Source organism: Bombilactobacillus sp. ESL1187, from assembly GCF_058107155.1.
Window position 1 is genome coordinate 1,137,493 of the sequence record NZ_JBYLTZ010000001.1, and the last position, 19,541, is coordinate 1,157,033.

Consider the following 19,541-nt stretch of genomic DNA (forward strand, 5'->3'; position numbering starts at 1 on the left):
TATTAAGAATGTTCTTATTTTTTGAACAATAGACATAATGGAGGCTGGATGATGTCGAAATATACAAAATATACGCAAGACCAAAAAGTTCATTATAAAATGTACAAAGCTAAGAAGCACTGGGTGTTTGCAGCAATTACGACGTCAACTATTTTCTTGTTTGGCGCTAATTTAAATAATATGACAACGCAAGCGGCAACCGTAAGTGGTGATGATGCCAAAAGCGTCGATCAAGTACTGGCTAGCAGCAATTCTGATAGTTCTACTTCATCTGTTACACCATCGGTGCCAACCGAGCAAGAAAAGCCTGCTCCAGTGGCGCAAACGCCAGCATCTGCCACTCCTATTGCTGAATCCACTGTGACAGTTAATTCAAATACAACAACTACTAATCAAATTCCGGCAGCAACAGCAGTTCAGTCGAATAATACAGTTCAGTCAACTACTAATTCTACAACTAATAATCAAACTGCTATTCATGAGCCAGTAACTACTACTCCAGCAAGTTCAACGGCTGTACAGTCGAACGCCACTAATTCTTTATTACGTAGCACTACTGCAACAGCACCCCAACAAGTTTCCTATCAAGATGTTTTACGAGATTCGGGGATTGACCAGAATGGGATTGCCACCGTTACCAAAGATAATTTCTTAGACTATTTTGATTACAGTGGTAGTGGTTCCTACGATCCAAGTACCGGTTTGTTTACTTTTACACCAGATGATCGTTCTCATGTCGGCAGTTTTAGCTTAAAGAAAAAGATTGATTTAAGTAATGACTTTTCGTTAAGTGGCAAAGTTCGTTTGGGCGATAAGCCCAGTTATTATGGTGGTGCTGATGGTGTCAGCTTTGCCATTCATACTGGTAATACCGATGATATTGGAGCCTTTGGTGGTAACCTCGGGATTGGTGGTTTACAAAATGCTTTTGGCTTTAAGCTAGATACTTATCCAAATGAAGATTATCAAGCCCCCGATCCAAGTAATTCTGATAATGAGTTTGGTTGGGATGCTGATCAGCCAAATGGTTATTACGCTTATGGTGCCTTTGTCACGACTTCTTTTAAAAATGTCAAAGGAACTGATGGTAAAGATTATCCACGTTGGTGGGCTACTGTTGACCAAAAGTCTGTTCAAGGTTTGGCCGATAATAATTTAAATAATTCGCTACATGATTTTACGGTAACTTATACCGCTAGCACTCGTGAATTAAAAATTACGTTCAAGACTACTAATGGTGTCACCATGGTTTGGACGAAAGACATTCCAGATACCGATATGTATCGTTCAGTATCCTTAATGATGGCGGCTTCGACAGGTTGGAATACGAACTTACAAGAATTCCAAATTGATCAATTTAAATTCAAACCTGCCCAATTTGTCAATTTGAATTATGTTGATCTGAACGGTAATCCTATTGGCAAAGGAACAGTTTCTCAAACAGTTACGATCAGTGCAGATGGTAAGACTTATACTGCCCAAGAACCGCCAGAGATTGCGGGTTATCAATACGTAGCTGTAGATTCCACGGGACTGCCAAAAACCGGAACTTTAGACAGTAGTACGAGTGGTAAGACGGTTACTTATGTTTATAAACCCGTAGCACAATCCGGCCAACAAGTCATTACTGATCAAGATAATTTAGTAGAAGGTAGTAATTTACCAGGAACCAGTGTTGCGGCCCCCGCAGAAGCTTATAAATCCAACTTAGTTGTCCCAATTACGCGGACGATTAATTATTTAAATGGTGCAACTAATCAATCAATTGCGCCTACTGTGACGCAAACTGTTAATTATTATCTCTCAGCAGTTGTGAGTGATGATGGAACTTTTTTAGGCTACGATACTAATGGTGATGGCCAAGCGGATACGAAAGATAAAAACCAAGCATTGCAGACCATTGGGGCAGCAGGCTCGACAACGAATCCTAATGCTAAGAGCTTTGCGGCAGTAACTTCACCGAATGTTGATGGGTACAATGCGCCCAGTCAAGCGGTGGTAGAACAAGCCATTGCGCGCCAAGAAGATGAACCATATGATGTTGATGTTTATTATGTTCAATCTAAGCTTCCCGATACTGGTTTAGCAATGGTGACGACCGGCGATGATTTACCCGATACAGTAAAAGCTGATGATTTAGTAGATACCGTTCATCGTACCATTCATTATCAAGATCAAGCTAAACCGGGGATTCCGATTAGTCCGGATGTTGTCCAACAGGCTGATTACCAATTAACGGGGGTCATTGATAAAGGGAATAATGATCAATTCTTAGGTTATGATACCGATAACGATGGCAAAGCTGACGTCTTGTTAAGTGATTTTGCTTCTACTGCTGACGCGAAAGACGCGGCGGTGACGAAAGTCGCTAAAAACTTCCAACAACAAGAATCTCCAAGTGTATCAGGTTATTCCACTCCAGATCAACCATTTGTGACTGCTAGTTCGGCTGTGCCTGGAACAAAAGATGTGACAGTTTATTATTCTAAATTACCAGTTTTGAGTGAAGATACAATTCAAGCAAACGCTGCAATGGATTTACAACCGGGGTATATTGTTGATCAAGATGACTCTGATAGTCCTCAATGGCCACAAGAAGCCATGGCAAGCAATTTAAGAAAGAAAATTACGCGCACGATTAATTATGTTGATAAAGATACAGGAGCTCAAGTCTCTAAGCCAGTCACGCAAATTATTGATTACCAGGTGATTGCACAATTTACCGAAGAGAAGACTGACGGTAAAGTTACCGGCATTCACTTTGATGGTTACGTTTTACCAGATGGTTCTTTAACCACTGATAAGCAGACAGCTATCAATCAGAACTATCCACAATCATTAACGGCAGCAGCTGTTGTTTCGCCGAACTTAAGTGCTCAAGATTATGGAACTCCCGATGTGGGCACTGTAGCAGCTGTAGCAATTCCTTATGATAGTAGCGATCAAACTGTAACAGTTAACTATACGAAAAATCGCTTTATCCCAGTGAAGGATTCTGCTAATGCGAAGGGTGATACACCAGTAGAAACTGACAGTTCGGTGAAGATGCCCGAAGAAGCTTGGAAAATTAACTTAACGGGTAATGTGCAACGGACAATCAATTATGTAGTACCAGCTGATGATCCAGCTGCTTTGAGTGAGATCAAGGAGGCTTTAGGTAAGCAAGAAGAACCTGATGGTAGTGTCGGTGTGCCATATCTAATATTAACTGATGATGATGGTAATACGGTCGTTTCAGTGCCGCAGTTGGTGGATTATCATTTAACAGCCGTGGTAAATGCGAATACTGGTGCTTTTGTTGGCTATGATACCGATGGCGATGGTAGTACCGCCGAAACTAAAGATAAAAAAGCTGCTGTCACTTCCTATATTAATCAAAATCAGCGTTCATTTTATGCTCAACCAACACCAACGGTTGCAGGTTATACACCTGATCAAGCAACTGTCGCTGCTACTGACGCAAATATGGATAATTTGACCGTAACCGTCAAATATGCAAAGAATCGTACGATTGCCATTACTGGTGGTGATCAAACTACTGATGATTTAATTGAACCTGGTAGTCAGTATAAGGTTCCAGAAGAAGCTACAGGGGCTAACTTAAATGGTACAGTATCTCGGAATATTATTTATGTTACACCAAATAAGGACGTGGCTAATGAAGTTGCAAGTGGCTTAAATGTCGATCCAGATCCTAATAATTCAAATAATGTGATAGTTAAGCAGACAGTTAATTATCAATTGACTGGTATTGTGGATGCCACTACCGGCAAATTCCTTGGCTATGATACCACGGGTGATAAAATGGCAGATACTCAGGATAAAGATACGGCGGTTGCGGCTGCGTTAAAAGATCGGACCTTTTATGACCAACCGTCTCCAACCGTAACTGGTTATACTCCAAGTACGAAAGAAGTAGCTGCGAGCCGTGATACAAAAGATATTAAAGTTTATTACACCGCGAATGATTTGATTCCGGTTAAGGGTGAAGAGTTAGCTAGTGATGCTACGACCATTGATCATGAAGGCACAACGATTACTTTACCAGATGAAGCTAAGCCAGCAGCATTAAATGGAACTGTTCAGCGTACTATTCATTATAAATCCAAAGACGGCTCCAGCTTACCTGACTCAACAGCTGCTGAAGATCACGTTCAGAGTATTGAGTATCATTTAACAGCAGTTGTGGATTCCACTGGTGCCTTCATGGGCTACGATACGACTGGTGATGGGCAAGCTGATACGCAAGATAAAGATTATGCGATTGATGAATATTTAACAAAAAACAAGAGTGAGTTTGCAGCGGTAACCTCACCAACACAATTAGGCTATTCAGTAGATACACCAACTGTAGAAGCAAGTTCAGCAGCTAATGCTACTCCAGATGTGATAGTCACTTACACTAAGAATCGGACTTTACCGATTTCTGGCGGGGCAGCTCATAGCGTAGGGCAACCAGTGGAACCAGGTAGTAAAGCAACTACGCCAATAGAAGCTACGAAGGATAACTTAACAGGGAACGTGACGCGGACGATCAAGTATGTCATGGCTGATGGTAGCCCTGCAGCAACGCCAGTGGTTCAAGTGGTACCGTACAGTTTGACGGCCATTGTGGACTTTACCGGGGCTTTCTTGGGCTATGATACCGACGGTGATGGTAACGTTGATATTGCAGCTAATGCTACTGATGCTAAGAACGAGGCTATTAAAAAGGCAATTAGTGGTCGAACTTTCTATGAAGCTCAATCGCCAGAAATTGCTAATTATACACCTGATCAATCAGTTGTTGATTCAAAAGCTGCCAATTTGGATGCTGAAACCGTAACAGTCACTTATACACCGCAAGCAACTGTTACGATTAAAGATAGCGATAATCATGATAAAAATACGCCATTGCAAACCGGCAGTAACTTACCGACACCGGCGGCTGCTTGGAAGGAAAACTTGACTGGTTCTGCCAAATTGGTAATTAAGTATGTTAAAGCTGATGGTACGGAGGTTGCTGCAGAAAGTTCGCAGGAAATTCCTTATCATTTGACGGCGATTGTCAATGCTGTTACGGGAAAATTTATTGGTTACGATACTGATACTGATGGTAAAGTTGATACCACGAACCAGCAAGATGCTATTCGGCAATCATTTGGAGATAAGACTTTTACTTCTGTAACTTCGCCAACCGTTACTGGCTATAAACCTGATAAAGCAGTGATTGAAAATGTTGCACCGGTCTTAAATGGTAATGCTGATAAAAATGCTGCCGGTGACGCTGCTGCTAATCAGAATACTTTAACAGTGACCGTCACTTATACGCCTGATAACATGGCAACTGGTACAATCCCAGTAACTGCTGGTGATAACGCTAATGGTAATACCCCAGTAGGTGATAGCACTACGTTGAAAATGCCACAAGAAGCATGGGCAAGTAATTTAACAGGTGAAACCACGAGAACTATCAATTATGTCAAGAGTGATGGTTCTCAAGTAGCTACTCCTGTTACTCAAAGTAAGACTTATCAGTTAACAGCAATTGTGAATAAAGCTGACGGGACTTTCTTAGGTTATGATACAACTGGTGATGGAGTGGCTGATACGAAAGATAAGACAACAGCGATTGCTGCTGCCATTACTCAAGATCAATTTGCTGCAGTAACTTCACCAACAGTTTCAGGCTATACACCAGATCAAGCTACAGTGGCAGCAGGCACGCAAGCCGGAACAGTGACGGTAACTTACACTGCTGATGGTACAACTCCACCTGAAGAAAATGATACGATTCCAGTGACAGCTGCTGATAATGCCAATGATCAAACACCAGTAGGTGATAGCACTACGTTGAAAATGCCACAAGAAGCATGGGCAAGTAATTTAACAGGTGAAACCACGAGAACTATCAATTATGTCAAGAGTGATGGTTCTCAAGTAGCTACTCCTGTTACTCAAAGTAAGACTTATCAGTTAACAGCAATTGTGAATAAAGCTGACGGGACTTTCTTAGGTTATGATACTGATGGTAATGGTAAGGCTGATACGAAAGATAAGACAACAGCGATTGCTGCCGCCATTACTCAAGACCCATTTGCTGCAGTAACTTCACCAACAGTTTCAGGTTATACACCAGATCAAACCACAGTAGCCGCAAGCACACAAGCCGGAACAGTGACGGTAACTTACACTGCCGCTGATAATGGTGGCGGAACTACACCGCCAGTAACGGATACGACTTCAGTCAAAATTAACGGTACGGCCACCAGATCTGTTTATTATGTCATGAATGATGGTAGTTTAGCTCCGGATTCACAATTACAAACGAAAGATTATAGTTTAACCGCGATTGTTGATAAAGCGGGTCAATTGTTGGGTTATGATACCAACGGTGACGGCTCAGCTGATACGACTGATAAAGATGAAGCTATCAAAATTGCTTTATTTATGGTACCGTTTGATGCGATAGATTCGCCAAGTGTTTCTGGTTATGATCCAAGTCAAACTACGGTTGCCGCAAGTAATGACCCTAATGATATAGTTGTTGTTTATACAAAGCCGGGCACCGCCCCAGCAACAGGAATTACTACTGTAACTATGCACGGTACTGCAACAAAGACTATTAGTTATGTCATGAGTGATGGAACTACTGCTCCAGTTGCTAAGCAAGAAAGCCAAGATTATAGTTTAACGGCAATTGTTGATAAAGCAACGGGTCAAATTAAGGGCTATGATACTGATGGTAATGGGTCAACTGATACCACTGATAAGAATGTGGCAATCAAAACAGCTTTGGCAAAGACCCCATTTGCTGCAATAACATCGACACCAGTTTCAGGTTATACTCCAAATCAACAAGTTGTGGATGCAACTAGTGATCCTAGTGATGTTATTGTTCTTTACACTAACGATGGCGGTTCAGTTACTCCACCCGAAGAAACTGGTACGATTCCAGTAACGGTTGCTGACAATGCCAATGCACAAACACCAGTCGGTGATAGCACTACACTGAAGATGCCACAAGAAGCTTGGGCAAATAATTTAACGGGTGAAACTACAAGAATCATTAATTATGTCAAGAGTGACGGTACTCAAGCAGCTACTCCTATTACCCAAAATAAGACTTATCAGTTAACGGCAATTGTGAATAAAGCAGATGGTAGTTTCTTAGGCTACGATACTGATGGTAATGGTACAGCTGATACCAAGGATAAGACAGCTGCGATTGCTGCTGCACTTGCTAAGGCTCCATTTGCTGCAGTAACTTCACCAACAGTTTCAGGCTATAAGCCAGATCAAGCTACCGTAGCGGCAAGCACACAAGCTGGCACCGTGACCGTCACTTATAAAGCTGATAATAATGGTGGTGGAACTACGCCAACTGTACCTGATAATAACCAGCCAAGTGACAATAATTCTGATAATAATAGCAATGACATTATTGTTGTTAAACCAAGCGATAATGTTAAACCAGGTCAATCAATTGACAGCAATAATCCAAGCGTTGTTTGGCCGACAGGAACTGCGCAAGAAGATCTGCAAAAGACAGTTACGAGAATTATTAAGTATCAAGATCAATATGGTAATACTTTGAGCTCACCAACGATGCAGCAAGTTGTTTATCAAATTGCTGCTGTGGTCAATAAAACAACCGGTCAGCTGTTAGGTTACGATACTGATGGTGATGGTCAAGTTGATACCCAAGATTTAACTGCAGCGTTTGCCAAAATCAATCGCACGCAAAACTTTGCTACACAAGTAGTGCCAGATTTAAGTAATCAAGGTTATGTTCCAGATACTCAAGTTGTTGCCAGTGCAGTGGCTGATACTAACGATCCGGATGTGATTGTGGTTGCTAACTATCAAAAGACTGCTTCAGGTAATGATTCAACTGGAAATACTCCAGGTAATAACACTACAGGTGCCAATAGTAATGGACAAACTTCAAATTCTGCGGCAACTAATCCTAATGGAACGATAACTGGCAACCAGCCTGCAGCGCATAATCTACAATTTGATCCGAATGCATTATCCGGACAGAATTTAAAGAAAGCACAATCTGCTGCTCAAAATAAATTACCACAAATGTCTGATGATCAACAAAAAGACCGCACCGTGTCATTATTGGGATTCGGATTGTTAGGAACATTATTAAGCTTCTTTGGTTTAGCAAATAAGAAGCGAAAAGATGAAAGGGATGAATAGTTAAAAGGATTATTAATAAAGGTTAACTGAAAAATGCTTCATAGCTAGTTGGAAATTTAATCAACTGCTATGAAGCATTTTTTAACTTTTTAATTGTGAATTGTAGTTATAACATCTTTAAGAACACAGAAGCGATAATGACTGAAGCCACCGAAACAGTGGCAAAACCGCCCACTAACATTTTGGGGAGCATTTGGTCATTTAAAACTGCTTCTTCCTTAGGATTGGTAGCTAATTGACTACAAATTTCAGTAGTTAAAATATAATCAGCGGGAAAACCGAATAAGGCAGTTAGAGAACAAGCAAAGGCCATCGCAGGACTCATCTTAAATGGTTTGGCTAAAATCCAAGATGCTAAAAACATTCCTAAAAGACCTAAAGCAATTAACACAATGATTTGTACTAAAACGCCAGCGATAATTTTGGGTGTGGTAATACTTAATTGGGAGAAAATATAAGCTAATAATCCATACATTAACCATTGAAAGACGCCGGCTTTGTTTAAAGCATTGTCTTCCAAAAAGCCTAATTGATGAGCAATTACGCCAAAAATTAAGCAAATAACATTCGCATTAATCGCGTTATGAATTAACATGCTACAGCCATTGGCTAATAGGGCGACAATGAGCACCCGCACAATAATAAAAGCTGAAGTTTGATAATCACTTGGAATGCCGAGCACATTTTTGGGAGTTGTTGAAGTATTCGCATTTTGCGTTTGCTGTGGATCAGCAATATTGCCGGCCCGGTACTCTTTTAAAACGCGCCGACCTTCTTTTTTGAGCATGACAGAAGTTAATGGATAGCCCACAACTGAATGTAAGACAAACATGGCTACTGGTAAAGTGACTAAAGTACTAATGCCCGCAGCTTTTAAGCCATTCGTCATTAATAAAGCGGCAACTAAACCACCAGTTAACGGTGGAATAGCAGCAACCACGGTGCGCCAATCAAAAATAGCAGTGCCGACAGTTAAGGTTAAAGCAATAACACCGATGGTTCCTAATAAAGCAATACAAACCGCGCGCCATTGTTGTAATAGTTCTTTTAAATCCATTAAAGTTCCTAAATGTACTAGTAATAATGAGATGCAGATATTGGCAAAATTAGTGTTGAAAGAAGCTTTAGCAACAATATCTTTAGGCAAAATTGTCCAAAATCCAATCACAAATAAAATGGCGGTAATAAAGACGGATGGTAAATAAGACTTGGTAAATTTGGAAGCCCATTCTCCAACTAGTAAAAATAACATCACAATGCCTAAAGCAACTAAAGAATTCATTGATAAAGCCCCCTTGTATTTTTGCTTTAAAATTAATAAAAGCAAATCTAATTAATTTATTTTTAATCATAAAACGACAATATAAAAAATTCAAGCGTGACTTTATGCGATTAACGTGGTAAATTACAATGTATAAATATTTAATTGTATTTTAATTAAAAGGGAGGGTTCTTTAATGACAACAGTCTATAAAAATTGTAACTTGTTTGTGGGTACTAAAGATGAAGTATTGGCGAATGCCTGGTTTGAAGTGGATGACCAAGGTAAAATTACACAAACTGGAACGGGTACGGCACCTCAAGCTCAACAAACGGTTGATTTAGCGGGTCAATATGTAATGCCGGGAATTATTGATGTGCATACCCATATTATGATGGATCCAAATGACGGCGATATCTCATTCGTCAATGAAACAGATGCAACTGTGGCGGCTTTGCAGAATTTACAAGCATTGTTAAGAACAGGTGTCACTTATATTCGTGATTGTGGTTGTGTCTTTGATGTTGATATTAAATTAAACAAAATCGCACAAGCTGGCGTCTATCAGATTAAGGGCCCGAAGATTTGCCCATCAGGACGACCAATGTCGATGACTGGTGGTCACGGAGATTTTCAAGAAGGAACTTATGGTGAAAAGAACTGGGGTTATTTAACTGATTCGCAAGATGAAATGCGTAAAGCTGTGCGCACTGCGTTTAAACATGGTGCTAAAAATATTAAAGTGATGGCGACCGGTGGGGTAATGTCACCGACGGATCAAATTGATGATACAGAGTTGAGTTTGGCAGAAATTCAAACTGCGGTTGAAGAAGCCCATTCTAAACACATGACTGTCGCAGCCCATGCCGAGGGACGTCAAGGCATCCATAACGCGATTGTTGCGGGAGTTGATTCCGTGGAACATGGTTCTTATGTGAGTGATGAAGACATTGAGTTAATGTTAGAAAAGGGAACTTTCTTAACGCCAACCTTGATTGCTGGTTATACGATTCCAACCTATGGTCAAGGCAAGTTGCCCCAATATATGCTTGATAAAGCGAGTGCTTTTTTAGATGATTATTTTGCTAATATCGGTAAAGCTATCAAAGCTGGTGTGAAGATTTCTTTTGGAACCGACTCAGGAACGCCATTTAATGATTTTACGGATGTCCCAGTAGAATTTCAATTAATGACGCAAGTCGGTGCCACGAATTTTCAAGCATTGCAGGCAGCTGGTCAATCCGCGGCCCAATTGTTGAAGATTGACGCAGAGTATGGAACTTTGGAAGTTGGTAAATATGCGGACTTTCTCGTTTTGAAGCAAAATCCTTTAGCTGACATTCAAGCTATTGCCCAAAAGGACAAGCAGGTCTATCAACAAGGGATCCGCCAATATTAAATTTAATGAAAAATAGGCTAAAGCATTGTGTAGTCGGATTAATAAGAAGTGAATCAAAGTTCAACTACTTGTTAAAACTAACTGCAGATGCCATAGCCTATTTTTGTCTAATTAATTACAAAATTAATCGGTGAAAACTCACCAAGACTAATGCCAGTAAACCAATGATAGCTAAACTGGTGGTGCCTACGCGTTCGCTCGGAGATAAGGGAGTATTTAATTCGTGATGGTTAACATGATAGTATAAATAAATTCCGGGCAAATAAATAATGGTGCAGACTAGTAAATATTGTAGTCCGGATAAAGTAATCCCGATAATTTCAAAACTGATGGTTCCTAAGCCCAAACAGCAGGTCCGCCAATTTTTTTGTTGCCATGAAAACTTAATTTCAAAAGCGGCGACAATGATGTAACAAACAATTACTGCTGCGGTACTTAAACTATAAGCTAATTCGTAAGCTTGGTCAGTAAAGAGCAGGGTTAATAAAAAGATTTGAACCATTAAGCCGGTGACAATTAACGCTAAAGTCGGCGCTTGATGACGATTCTTCTTACCTAAGATTTGGGGCAGGAGATGATGCTGTGCCATGGTACTGAGAGTTTCAGCCGGCAACATGGTCCACGAAATCCAGGCGCCAAAAATGGAAATTAAAAGACCAATACTAATGAAAGTTCCACCCCAAGGGCCCACAATTTTTTGAAATAAGTAAGCCATCACCGGTTGCTGCGCATGAATTAATTGAGCTCGACTAAAGTAACCATAAGGTAAGATAGAGGCTAGAATATAAATCAGCAACAAACAGCTAACACCAATAATTGTTGCTTTACCAGCAGTTTTTTGACTCTTAGCGCGTGAAGACAATACGGTCGCGCCTTCAATACCGACAAACAACCACATCATAATCATAAAACAGCTTTTAACCTGGGGAGCAACACTACTCCAGACCAAATTGTTGTGCAGATTACCCCAAAACTGAGAACTAAAGACATGGGTATTAAAAACGAGTAAACATGCCACAATAAAGGCGAAAATAGGGATGAGTTTACACAGGGTAATTAAGGAATTAATCAAGGCAGCATTTTCCACGCCTTGATTCACTAATAACGTCAGTAACCATGAACACAGGCTGGCTACTAAAATTGCTGGCCAACCGTTGGCCTTTTGAAAAATGGGAAAAAAATAGCCCAAGGTACTCATAAAAACGGTTGAAAAAGCTACATTACCAAGCCAACCGGACATCCAATAGCCCCAACCACTGATAAACCCCCAAAAATTGCCAAAGCCAGATTGACCATAACTAAAGATTCCCTGTAAATCGGGCCGCTTTTGTAAGAGATCGTTGAGAGTCATAGCTAATAATAAAATACCACCGCTAATAATTAACCAAGCAATTAATGCTGGACCGGGGGCGGCCGCTTTGGCTAAATCACTACTTAAGGCAAAGATTCCCGAACCAATCGCAGTAGTGACAACCAGCGTTGTTAAGGTAAAACCGTTAATTTTTTTTGCTTTATTTTCCATGAAAGCAATTTCTCCTTAATACTATTTCAAATGGTGAAAAGTTGATTGATCAATAGCTTCAGTTTTTCCAGAACGTTTGAACTTTGAGATGATTTGTAATTGAGGTTGAAAACTAAGCCTTACTATCATAGCAAATTTCAGCAGTTAACTAAAATCTTTTTGAAAAATCCATTGACTTTTACATTTTAAATCAGTAACCTAGGTCATAAGTTTAGTCCTTTTAACCTAATCCTGTGAGATTAAGAAAGGAGCACGGTTTCAGTTCTGCTCGGAGGTTTGAACTTGCGAGCTTTTTTTGTACCTAAAATGACAAAGGAGAATTTAAAATTGGGATTTAAACAGCAAAACGTCATCAGCAGTTCTGAACAAAATATGTCTAATTGGGATATGTTTGCCACTTGGATTGGGGCAAACGCCAATAACGGTACTTGGTATGTAGGCGGGGTCATTGCCGCTTGTGGTTTTTTGACTTCGTCAACGTTACTCATTATTGTGGGGATTATTTCCTATTTGTTATTGGCTTTGGTTTCATTAGCCGGATATCAAAGTCGCTTAAACACGATGACGTTAATGCGCGGTTCCTTTGGAGTTAAGGGGTCGATTCTACCGTCATTGATTAATATTGTTCAGTTTATCGGTTGGGCTGCGGTTAATACTTACATTGCGGCAGTGTCTGTAAGTTATATTTTGCGGGAAATTTTTGGTTGGTCCTCGCACAATCAAACGTTAAATCGGTGGGGCTTATTTGCTGGCATTCTGATTATGTCCTTACTACATTTAGGTAGTATTTCGTTAGGCGAAAAGTCAGTTAAATGGATTGAACGCATTGGCATTATTTTGGTCACCATTTTTGTTCTTTGGGAATCAATTATTGTTTTAAGAATGGTGCCCTTGAGCCAAATTTTATCTTGGCAACCACCGGTTAAATTACATTTAGCTAATGGTGTAGCGATTGATACGATTGCTGCCTTTAACTTGGCTTGGGTCACCGCCGCTGCGGACTTTAGTCGCTTTGCCAAGAAAAGATCGGGCGCCACTTGGTGGTCATTTATTGGCGCCAACTTGGGTTTAGTTTGGTTTGCTTTAATGGGCATTGTTGCGACCATTGCGACCGCGATTAGTCTGAATAAATTTGATCCCAATAACTCCGATCCAAGTACGATTGCTACCAAATTGGGCTTGGGTGCATTGGCCTTAATTGTGATCATGCTGACTAGTACGACGGCGAATGCGGTGAACTTGATGGCCGCTGGTTCAGCGGCTACGAATATTTTCCCAAAATTAAAATTAAAGGTTGCACTGTGGATTGTGACCTTAGTTGCGACAGTAGTAACATTTATTCCGGCTTATGTGACAACTTTCTTAGAAACTTTTGAACTCTTTTTAGATGGAGTGGGTATGTTCTTAGGACCCGAAATTGCAATTTTCTTGGTTGATTATTTCATTTTAAATCACCGGCAATATCAAATTGATGACTTTGATCGGCCCAACGGTCGTTATTGGTATCATCACGGTATCAATATCAATGCTTTTGGAACTTGGATTGTAGGAGTGATTTTGTATTTTGTTTTGCGGCGCTGGGCAATCATTAATGACAGTGTTGGTGCAACATTTATTGCCATGTTAGTGAGTGCCATAATTTATTGGGCTTTAATGAAAAGCAAGGTAGTCAGGAAAAAAGCTTAATCTCTTAGTAGGTAAAGTTGGGATCATCAGGTATTAATAACGGGTCTGCGGACCGATTATTAAGCTGATTGTCCCAACTTTTTTAATTCTTGACAATCGTTTAGTTAAGTGTAGAATATATTTTTTGAAAGGTTAGCTAGCTAACGTTTGAAATGTGAGGTGAATCTAGTGCGCAACACTGGTCGGTTATTACAAAAAGCTGCGCGGCAAATGACGAATGATTTTGACCAATTTGCTAAAAAATATGATTTAACTAGTATGCAGATGTCATTTATTGATTACTTAAGTGATCATTCGCAGATTGAGGTTTTACAACGGGATTTGGAGCAAGAGTTCAATATTCGGCGTTCTACGGCGACTTTAATTTTACAGCGTATGGAAAAAAAGCAATTAGTGGTGCGCCAAACTAGTCAAGTTGATGCGCGCCAACGGGCAGTATTTTTGACTGAACATAGTCAAGCAATTGTGCAAGTGATTAAGCGTTATATGAAACAGGAACAAGCACAATTAGAACAACATTTTTCCACCCAACAGGTGCAAATATTTGAAGAGATTTTAACTTATTATCAACAAGGAGGACGCAAAAAAAATGAAAACTGATAAAGCCATTACGCCGAAAGTCATCGGCGCCATTGTAGCTGCGGGGTTAATGTCATTTTGTGGGGTGGTTGTGGAAACGGCCATGAATATTACTTTTCCCACTTTGATGCGCGAATTTCACATTTCCACAGCTACTGTTCAATGGATGACGACGATTTATTTATTAGTGGTGGCAATCGTAGTACCGCTATCGGCTTTGTTAAAACGAAACTTTAAAACTAAAAAGCTCTTTTTAACAGCTAATTTTTTATTTATTGTTGGATTAATCATTGATGCCTGTGCACCAATTTTTCCAGTGATGCTTTTGGGACGGATGGTTCAAGGACTAGGAACAGGGATTGCCTTACCATTAATGTTTAACATTATTTTAGAAGAAGTTCCGCCGGCAAAAATTGGATTTATGATGGGAATTGGTTCCTTAATTACCGCAGTAGCACCAGCCGTTGGGCCAACTTTTGGCGGAGTGGTCGTTAATCTGTGGGGTTGGCGCTTTATTTTTGTTTTGTTACTGCCAATTCTAGTAATTTCTTTAATTTTGGGTTTAAGTTGTATCCAGCAAGTCAGTCAATTGGTCAAAACTAAATTTGATTGGTCGGGGATCATTAGTTTACTAATCTTTTTTGTGGGCTTAATTTTTGGCTTTAGTAATTTAGGAACCAAAAAACTGTGGAGTTGGTCAGTTAGCGGTGCTTGGCTATTAGGAATTATTGGTCTCATCTTATTTATTATTAGCTATCAACACACCCAAGAACCGGTCTTAAACTTAGGTTTATTTAAGCAAGCTAGTTTTAGCGGACATCTAATTAGTTTTTTCTGTTTTCAAATTATTAGTTTGGGAACTTCGTTTTTATTACCTAATTATATTCAATTGGTGAATCATCAAAGTACCACGATTGCCGGTTTATTAGTTTTGCCAGGCGCAGCTTTAGGAGCTATTTTGGCACCGTTTGGCGGCCAATTGTTAGATAACTTTGGTGCCAGGAAACCAATTTTGAGTGGTGTTTTGTTAGCAATTGTGAGCTTGTTGATCTTTACTCTAGCAACCGCTCATCTGAACTCAGGATTATTAATCTGTTTGTATGTTCTGTATATGGGTGGCGTTGGCATTGCTTATGGCAACATTATGACTAGTGCTTTACAACAGTTAAATAATCAACAACAGGCGGATGGTAATGCTTGGCTGAATACTTTGCAGCAATTAGCGGGTGCTGTGGGCACTTCTTTAGTCGCTGCGATTGTGGCTCAGAGTCAATTACAGCAGAATCTATCTTTGACTCAAAAAACGATTCAAGGAACACAGCATGCCTTTATTTTGTTGTTAATTTTAGCTATTGTAGTCTTCGTTATTTTGTGGAAATTCTTACCTAAAAAGCAGCGTTAATTCGTTTTTTGAGCACTATAACGGGAAAATATGTATAAAGTTATGAAACTGTTTTTTCTTGGCATAGTATCATCTTGATGTTTAAAATCATATTCAAAAAATAAGTTATGTGTTAAAATAGTAGTGAAAGAGGGACTGGTGTTCGAGCACCAATCCCTGAACGATCCGCTTTAAAGGCGGTGACTAGTTACATGACATCTTTAAATCGTCCTATAACCGGTCAAAGTTATTAGTAGGACGATTTTTTATTACTTTTTGTGGTTCATGATTGTGGCAACTAGTGTGCCAAAAGCAATCATTAACATTAATACCTGATAGGTATTCAAGTAAGACTGGATATCCTTTCCGTTGATTCTTCCGTATTCTCATACGCAAGCACCTCCTTGAGAACAAACAGTCACCGCCCATAAAACTTATCGCACTAACTATTGTAGCATATTACTGAGATTAAATTATTTATCAATTGAAAAATGATTTTTGCCAAAAAATATGTTATATTGGTAATGAAAAAGGGATAGGCGTTCAAGCACCAATCCCTCAGCGATCCGCTTTAAAGGCGGTGACTAAGTTATTACAACAATATTAAATCGTCCTATAACTTGCCAAAGTTGTGATAGGACGATTTTTTGTTACTTTTTGTTGTTCATGATTGTGGCAACTAGTGTGCCAAAAGCAATCATTAACACCAATACCTGATAGGTATTCAAGTAAGACTGGATATCCTTTCTGTTGATTCTTCCGTATTCTCATACGCAAGCACCTCCTTGAGAACAAACAGTCACCGCCCATAAAACTTATCGCACTAACTATTGTAGCATATTTTGTTTCTGCTTTGATTAAGCATAAAAAATTTAATCTCAAATTTTTATATAGAATGCCCGTTAATTAAGGCGGTTCGGATAAACTATTCTTCAGCTTTTTATTAGTTTGCTACTAAAAGCTTTATTTTAGATGAATCAATGAAAAATAAGCAATTAAGTCGTTTTTTGGCTTAACTGCTTATTTTTTTAGTATTCAACTTCTCAGTGTTTCTTGTCACAACTTAATTAAACTAGCGTTCCGTTATCCATAAAGGCTTGCACATCCGGTTGCATGTGTGCATATTTCTCAACGGTACTGTCAAAGTCAATAAAGTACAATTGGTACCAAGTTAAGAAAGTATAGATGTTCCAAATTTGCCGCCGAGCGTCAATTTTTTCATCGTAATTATCTTGCAATAATTGTAAAATTTTGTCTTGATCAAAGAACTCACTGACCCAGTCTTGGCTAAATAAGTCTTGAACTTTATCAAAGTACTTATCTTCCCGAAGCCAGGTTTTAACCGGAACAGGGAAGCCTAATTTAGGACGTTTGGCCCAGTCTTCTGGTAAGTGACGATTGGCAGCCTTACGGAAAATATATTTAGTATCATGCCGATTAATTAATTTTTTCGAAGGAATGGAGTTAGCTAATTCGGCTACTTTTTTATCCAAGAAAGGCACTCTTAATTCTAAAGAATGAGCCATGGAAATCTTATCAGCCTTTTGCAAAATATCATTGAGCATAAAGTGATGTAAATCAATATATTGCATTTGTTTAACTTCTTCAGCATCTTGGACCTTGGCAAAGTCTTCTTGATAGATACCATTAACTGTTAAATCATTTTGATACGGTTTTTGTAAAATAGCATTGGCTTGCTGTGAGGTGAAAATAGTCGGTTGTTGTAAATCAAAAATTAAGGATTCACCAACGTAATAATCTGATGGTTGGGCGCTTTGGCAATATAAATGAACTTTTCCCGGGAAATTAGGCGCATGCTTGATGTCCTTAGCCAAGTGCTGACGGATGCCTTTGGGCAATTTGTGTAAGCCACTGCCAAAGACTTTAATAGTCATATTATGCGAATGCATTCCGTAATTAACATAGCCAGCAAATAATTCATCAGCACCTTCACCTGATAAGGCGACGGTTACTTTTTTGCGGGCTAAGCGGCACAAATACCAAAGGGGAATCACCGAAGGGTTACTATCTGGTTCGTCTAAGTGGTATTGCATTTCGGCAAAGTCATTAAACGCTTCGTCACCATTAACGGTGACTTGATTAAAGTGAAGGCCTTCTTCATCCGCTAATTGCTTAGCAACACTAGCTTCATCGTAAGGACCGTTATCGAAGTTGACGCTGAAAACTTCTTGCGGATGTAAAACGGAAGTGACATAACTGGAGTCCACTCCCTCAGATAAGAAGCTCCCCACGGGCACATCAGCGATATTGTGCAACTTAATAGAATCTTTGATTGTTTTGTCGATTTCAGCGACTGTTTCTTGATCTGAGCGTTGGTGGTTAATCTGATATTGCGCATCCCAATATTCATGAATTTGCAAGTCTTGATCATGTAACTCAAACCAATGCCCTGCTGGGAAGCGATAAACATTTTTGAAGAAAGTTTCTTTCAAATCATTATATTGATTCATCAAAAAAGGTTTGATCGCTTCTTGGTTTAATTCCTTCTTAAAATTAGGGTGCTTCAAGAAAGATTTAATTTCAGAACCGACAATAAAGGTTTCACCATTTTGATAATAATATAGCGGCTTAATACCGAAGAAATCCCGCGCACCGTATAAAGTCTGTTTATTATTATCCCAAATCAAATAAGCAAACATGCCGCGCACGCGTTCTAGCGTGCCAGCCATACCCCATTCTTCATAGCCATGTAGCAATACTTCAGTATCTGTTTCAGTAGTAAAAGTATGACCAGCTTTGAGTAATTCGCTACGTAAATCTTGATAATTGTAAATTTCACCATTAAATGTCACTAAAATTGAATTGTCTTCATTATAGATTGGTTGCTTGCCACCTTGAAGGTCAATAATACTTAGTCGGCGAAAGCCAAGGGCTACTTGGTCGTTGGTATAAAAACCGCTGCCTTTGATATTAGGACCACGGTGTTCAATCATTTTCATCATGGACTGGATCGTTGTTTCTTTGTCGTCAACAGTCGGGTCGCTAAAAGCGATAATGCCGCACATTAAATATTCCTCCTATATACTGATATCATCAGTTTAATTAATGATAGTCAGAGTGTCAATTTATCAAAATTAATTTTAAGCTGTTCCGCCAAGCTTTTAAAGGGTTTTAAAAAATAAAATAGTGATAATCAGCTAAGAATTGATTCGTTGAAAAAGTTTTAGTGGGCGAGAAGTGTCATAGTTCAATTTAATTGAAACTAGTATTTAACTGAGCACGTCCGGAACAAAAAAAGCTTATCAAAAAATATGAAAAATGCTAATTAACTATGACAGTCAATATACTGAGGAAACGTTTGAGAAGTTAAAATTCAACCGCTAAATATCTTTTACATCAATTGCGCTGGAACAATCAAATTAATTAGTGAAAAATAGTGCAAGATTTTTTGCAATAAATTGATTAAATAAATATGTCACAAAATATTACTTTTGTAGCACTTGTTTGCGAACTATTCATTTTTACAAAACCTAGGTTAATAATAAGCAATATTGCGAATTGTTAT

The 19,541-nt window shown here is 39.3% G+C and carries 10 protein-coding genes; 5 read left to right on the top strand and 5 right to left on the bottom strand.

Features of this window, described 5'->3' with window-relative positions; all coding sequences use genetic code 11:
• The first annotated feature begins 51 nt into the window (after positions 1-51).
• Positions 52-8,187, top strand: a complete 8,136-nt coding sequence (locus AC3B5B_RS05345; RefSeq protein WP_489769528.1) for a mucin-binding protein — start codon at positions 52-54, stop codon at positions 8,185-8,187.
• 106 nt (positions 8,188-8,293) lie between these two features.
• Here AC3B5B_RS05345 and AC3B5B_RS05350 read toward each other — a convergent pair whose 3' ends face one another.
• Complete coding sequence (locus AC3B5B_RS05350; protein WP_489769529.1) at positions 8,294-9,469, bottom strand: hypothetical protein; 1,176 nt, start codon at positions 9,467-9,469, stop codon at positions 8,294-8,296.
• 175 nt (positions 9,470-9,644) lie between these two features.
• On the opposite strand from AC3B5B_RS05350, the gene AC3B5B_RS05355 reads away from it, so the two are divergent.
• On the top strand, positions 9,645-10,847 hold the full coding sequence (locus AC3B5B_RS05355; RefSeq protein WP_489758146.1) for a metal-dependent hydrolase family protein: 1,203 nt from the start codon (positions 9,645-9,647) through the stop codon (positions 10,845-10,847).
• A 115-nt stretch (positions 10,848-10,962) separates the two neighbouring features.
• Here the strand turns inward: AC3B5B_RS05355 and AC3B5B_RS05360 are convergent, their stop codons facing one another.
• On the bottom strand, positions 10,963-12,369 hold the full coding sequence (locus AC3B5B_RS05360; RefSeq protein WP_489769530.1) for a basic amino acid/polyamine antiporter: 1,407 nt from the start codon (positions 12,367-12,369) through the stop codon (positions 10,963-10,965).
• 306 nt (positions 12,370-12,675) lie between these two features.
• Here AC3B5B_RS05360 and AC3B5B_RS05365 point away from each other — a divergent pair, with 306 nt between their 5' ends.
• The 3 genes from AC3B5B_RS05365 (at position 12,676) to AC3B5B_RS05375 (ending at position 16,036) form a co-directional block, all read left to right on the top strand.
• Positions 12,676-14,055 (top strand): cytosine permease, encoded by a 1,380-nt coding sequence (locus AC3B5B_RS05365; protein WP_489769855.1) that lies wholly within the window; start codon positions 12,676-12,678, stop codon positions 14,053-14,055.
• Between the two features lie 168 nt (positions 14,056-14,223).
• Positions 14,224-14,655: a MarR family winged helix-turn-helix transcriptional regulator gene (locus AC3B5B_RS05370; RefSeq protein WP_489769531.1), complete on the top strand. Its 432-nt coding sequence runs from the start codon at positions 14,224-14,226 to the stop codon at positions 14,653-14,655.
• A complete protein-coding gene (locus AC3B5B_RS05375; protein ID WP_489769532.1) occupies positions 14,645-16,036 on the top strand; it encodes a DHA2 family efflux MFS transporter permease subunit in 1,392 nt (463 codons plus the stop codon). Before AC3B5B_RS05370 ends, AC3B5B_RS05375 begins: the two co-directional genes overlap by 11 nt.
• A 210-nt stretch (positions 16,037-16,246) precedes the next feature.
• Here AC3B5B_RS05375 and AC3B5B_RS05380 read toward each other — a convergent pair whose 3' ends face one another.
• The 3 genes from AC3B5B_RS05380 to asnB all read right to left on the bottom strand — a co-directional run bounded on the left by AC3B5B_RS05380 (position 16,247) and on the right by asnB (position 19,041).
• Entirely contained in the window at positions 16,247-16,405 is a 159-nt protein-coding gene (locus tag AC3B5B_RS05380) for a hypothetical protein (protein WP_489769533.1), read from the bottom strand.
• Between the two features lie 213 nt (positions 16,406-16,618).
• Positions 16,619-16,786: a hypothetical protein gene (locus AC3B5B_RS05385; protein ID WP_489769534.1), complete on the bottom strand. Its 168-nt coding sequence runs from the start codon at positions 16,784-16,786 to the stop codon at positions 16,619-16,621.
• 296 nt (positions 16,787-17,082) lie between these two features.
• Positions 17,083-19,041: an asparagine synthase (glutamine-hydrolyzing) gene (gene asnB, locus AC3B5B_RS05390; RefSeq protein ID WP_489769535.1), complete on the bottom strand. Its 1,959-nt coding sequence runs from the start codon at positions 19,039-19,041 to the stop codon at positions 17,083-17,085.
• Positions 19,042-19,541 lie beyond the last annotated feature (500 nt).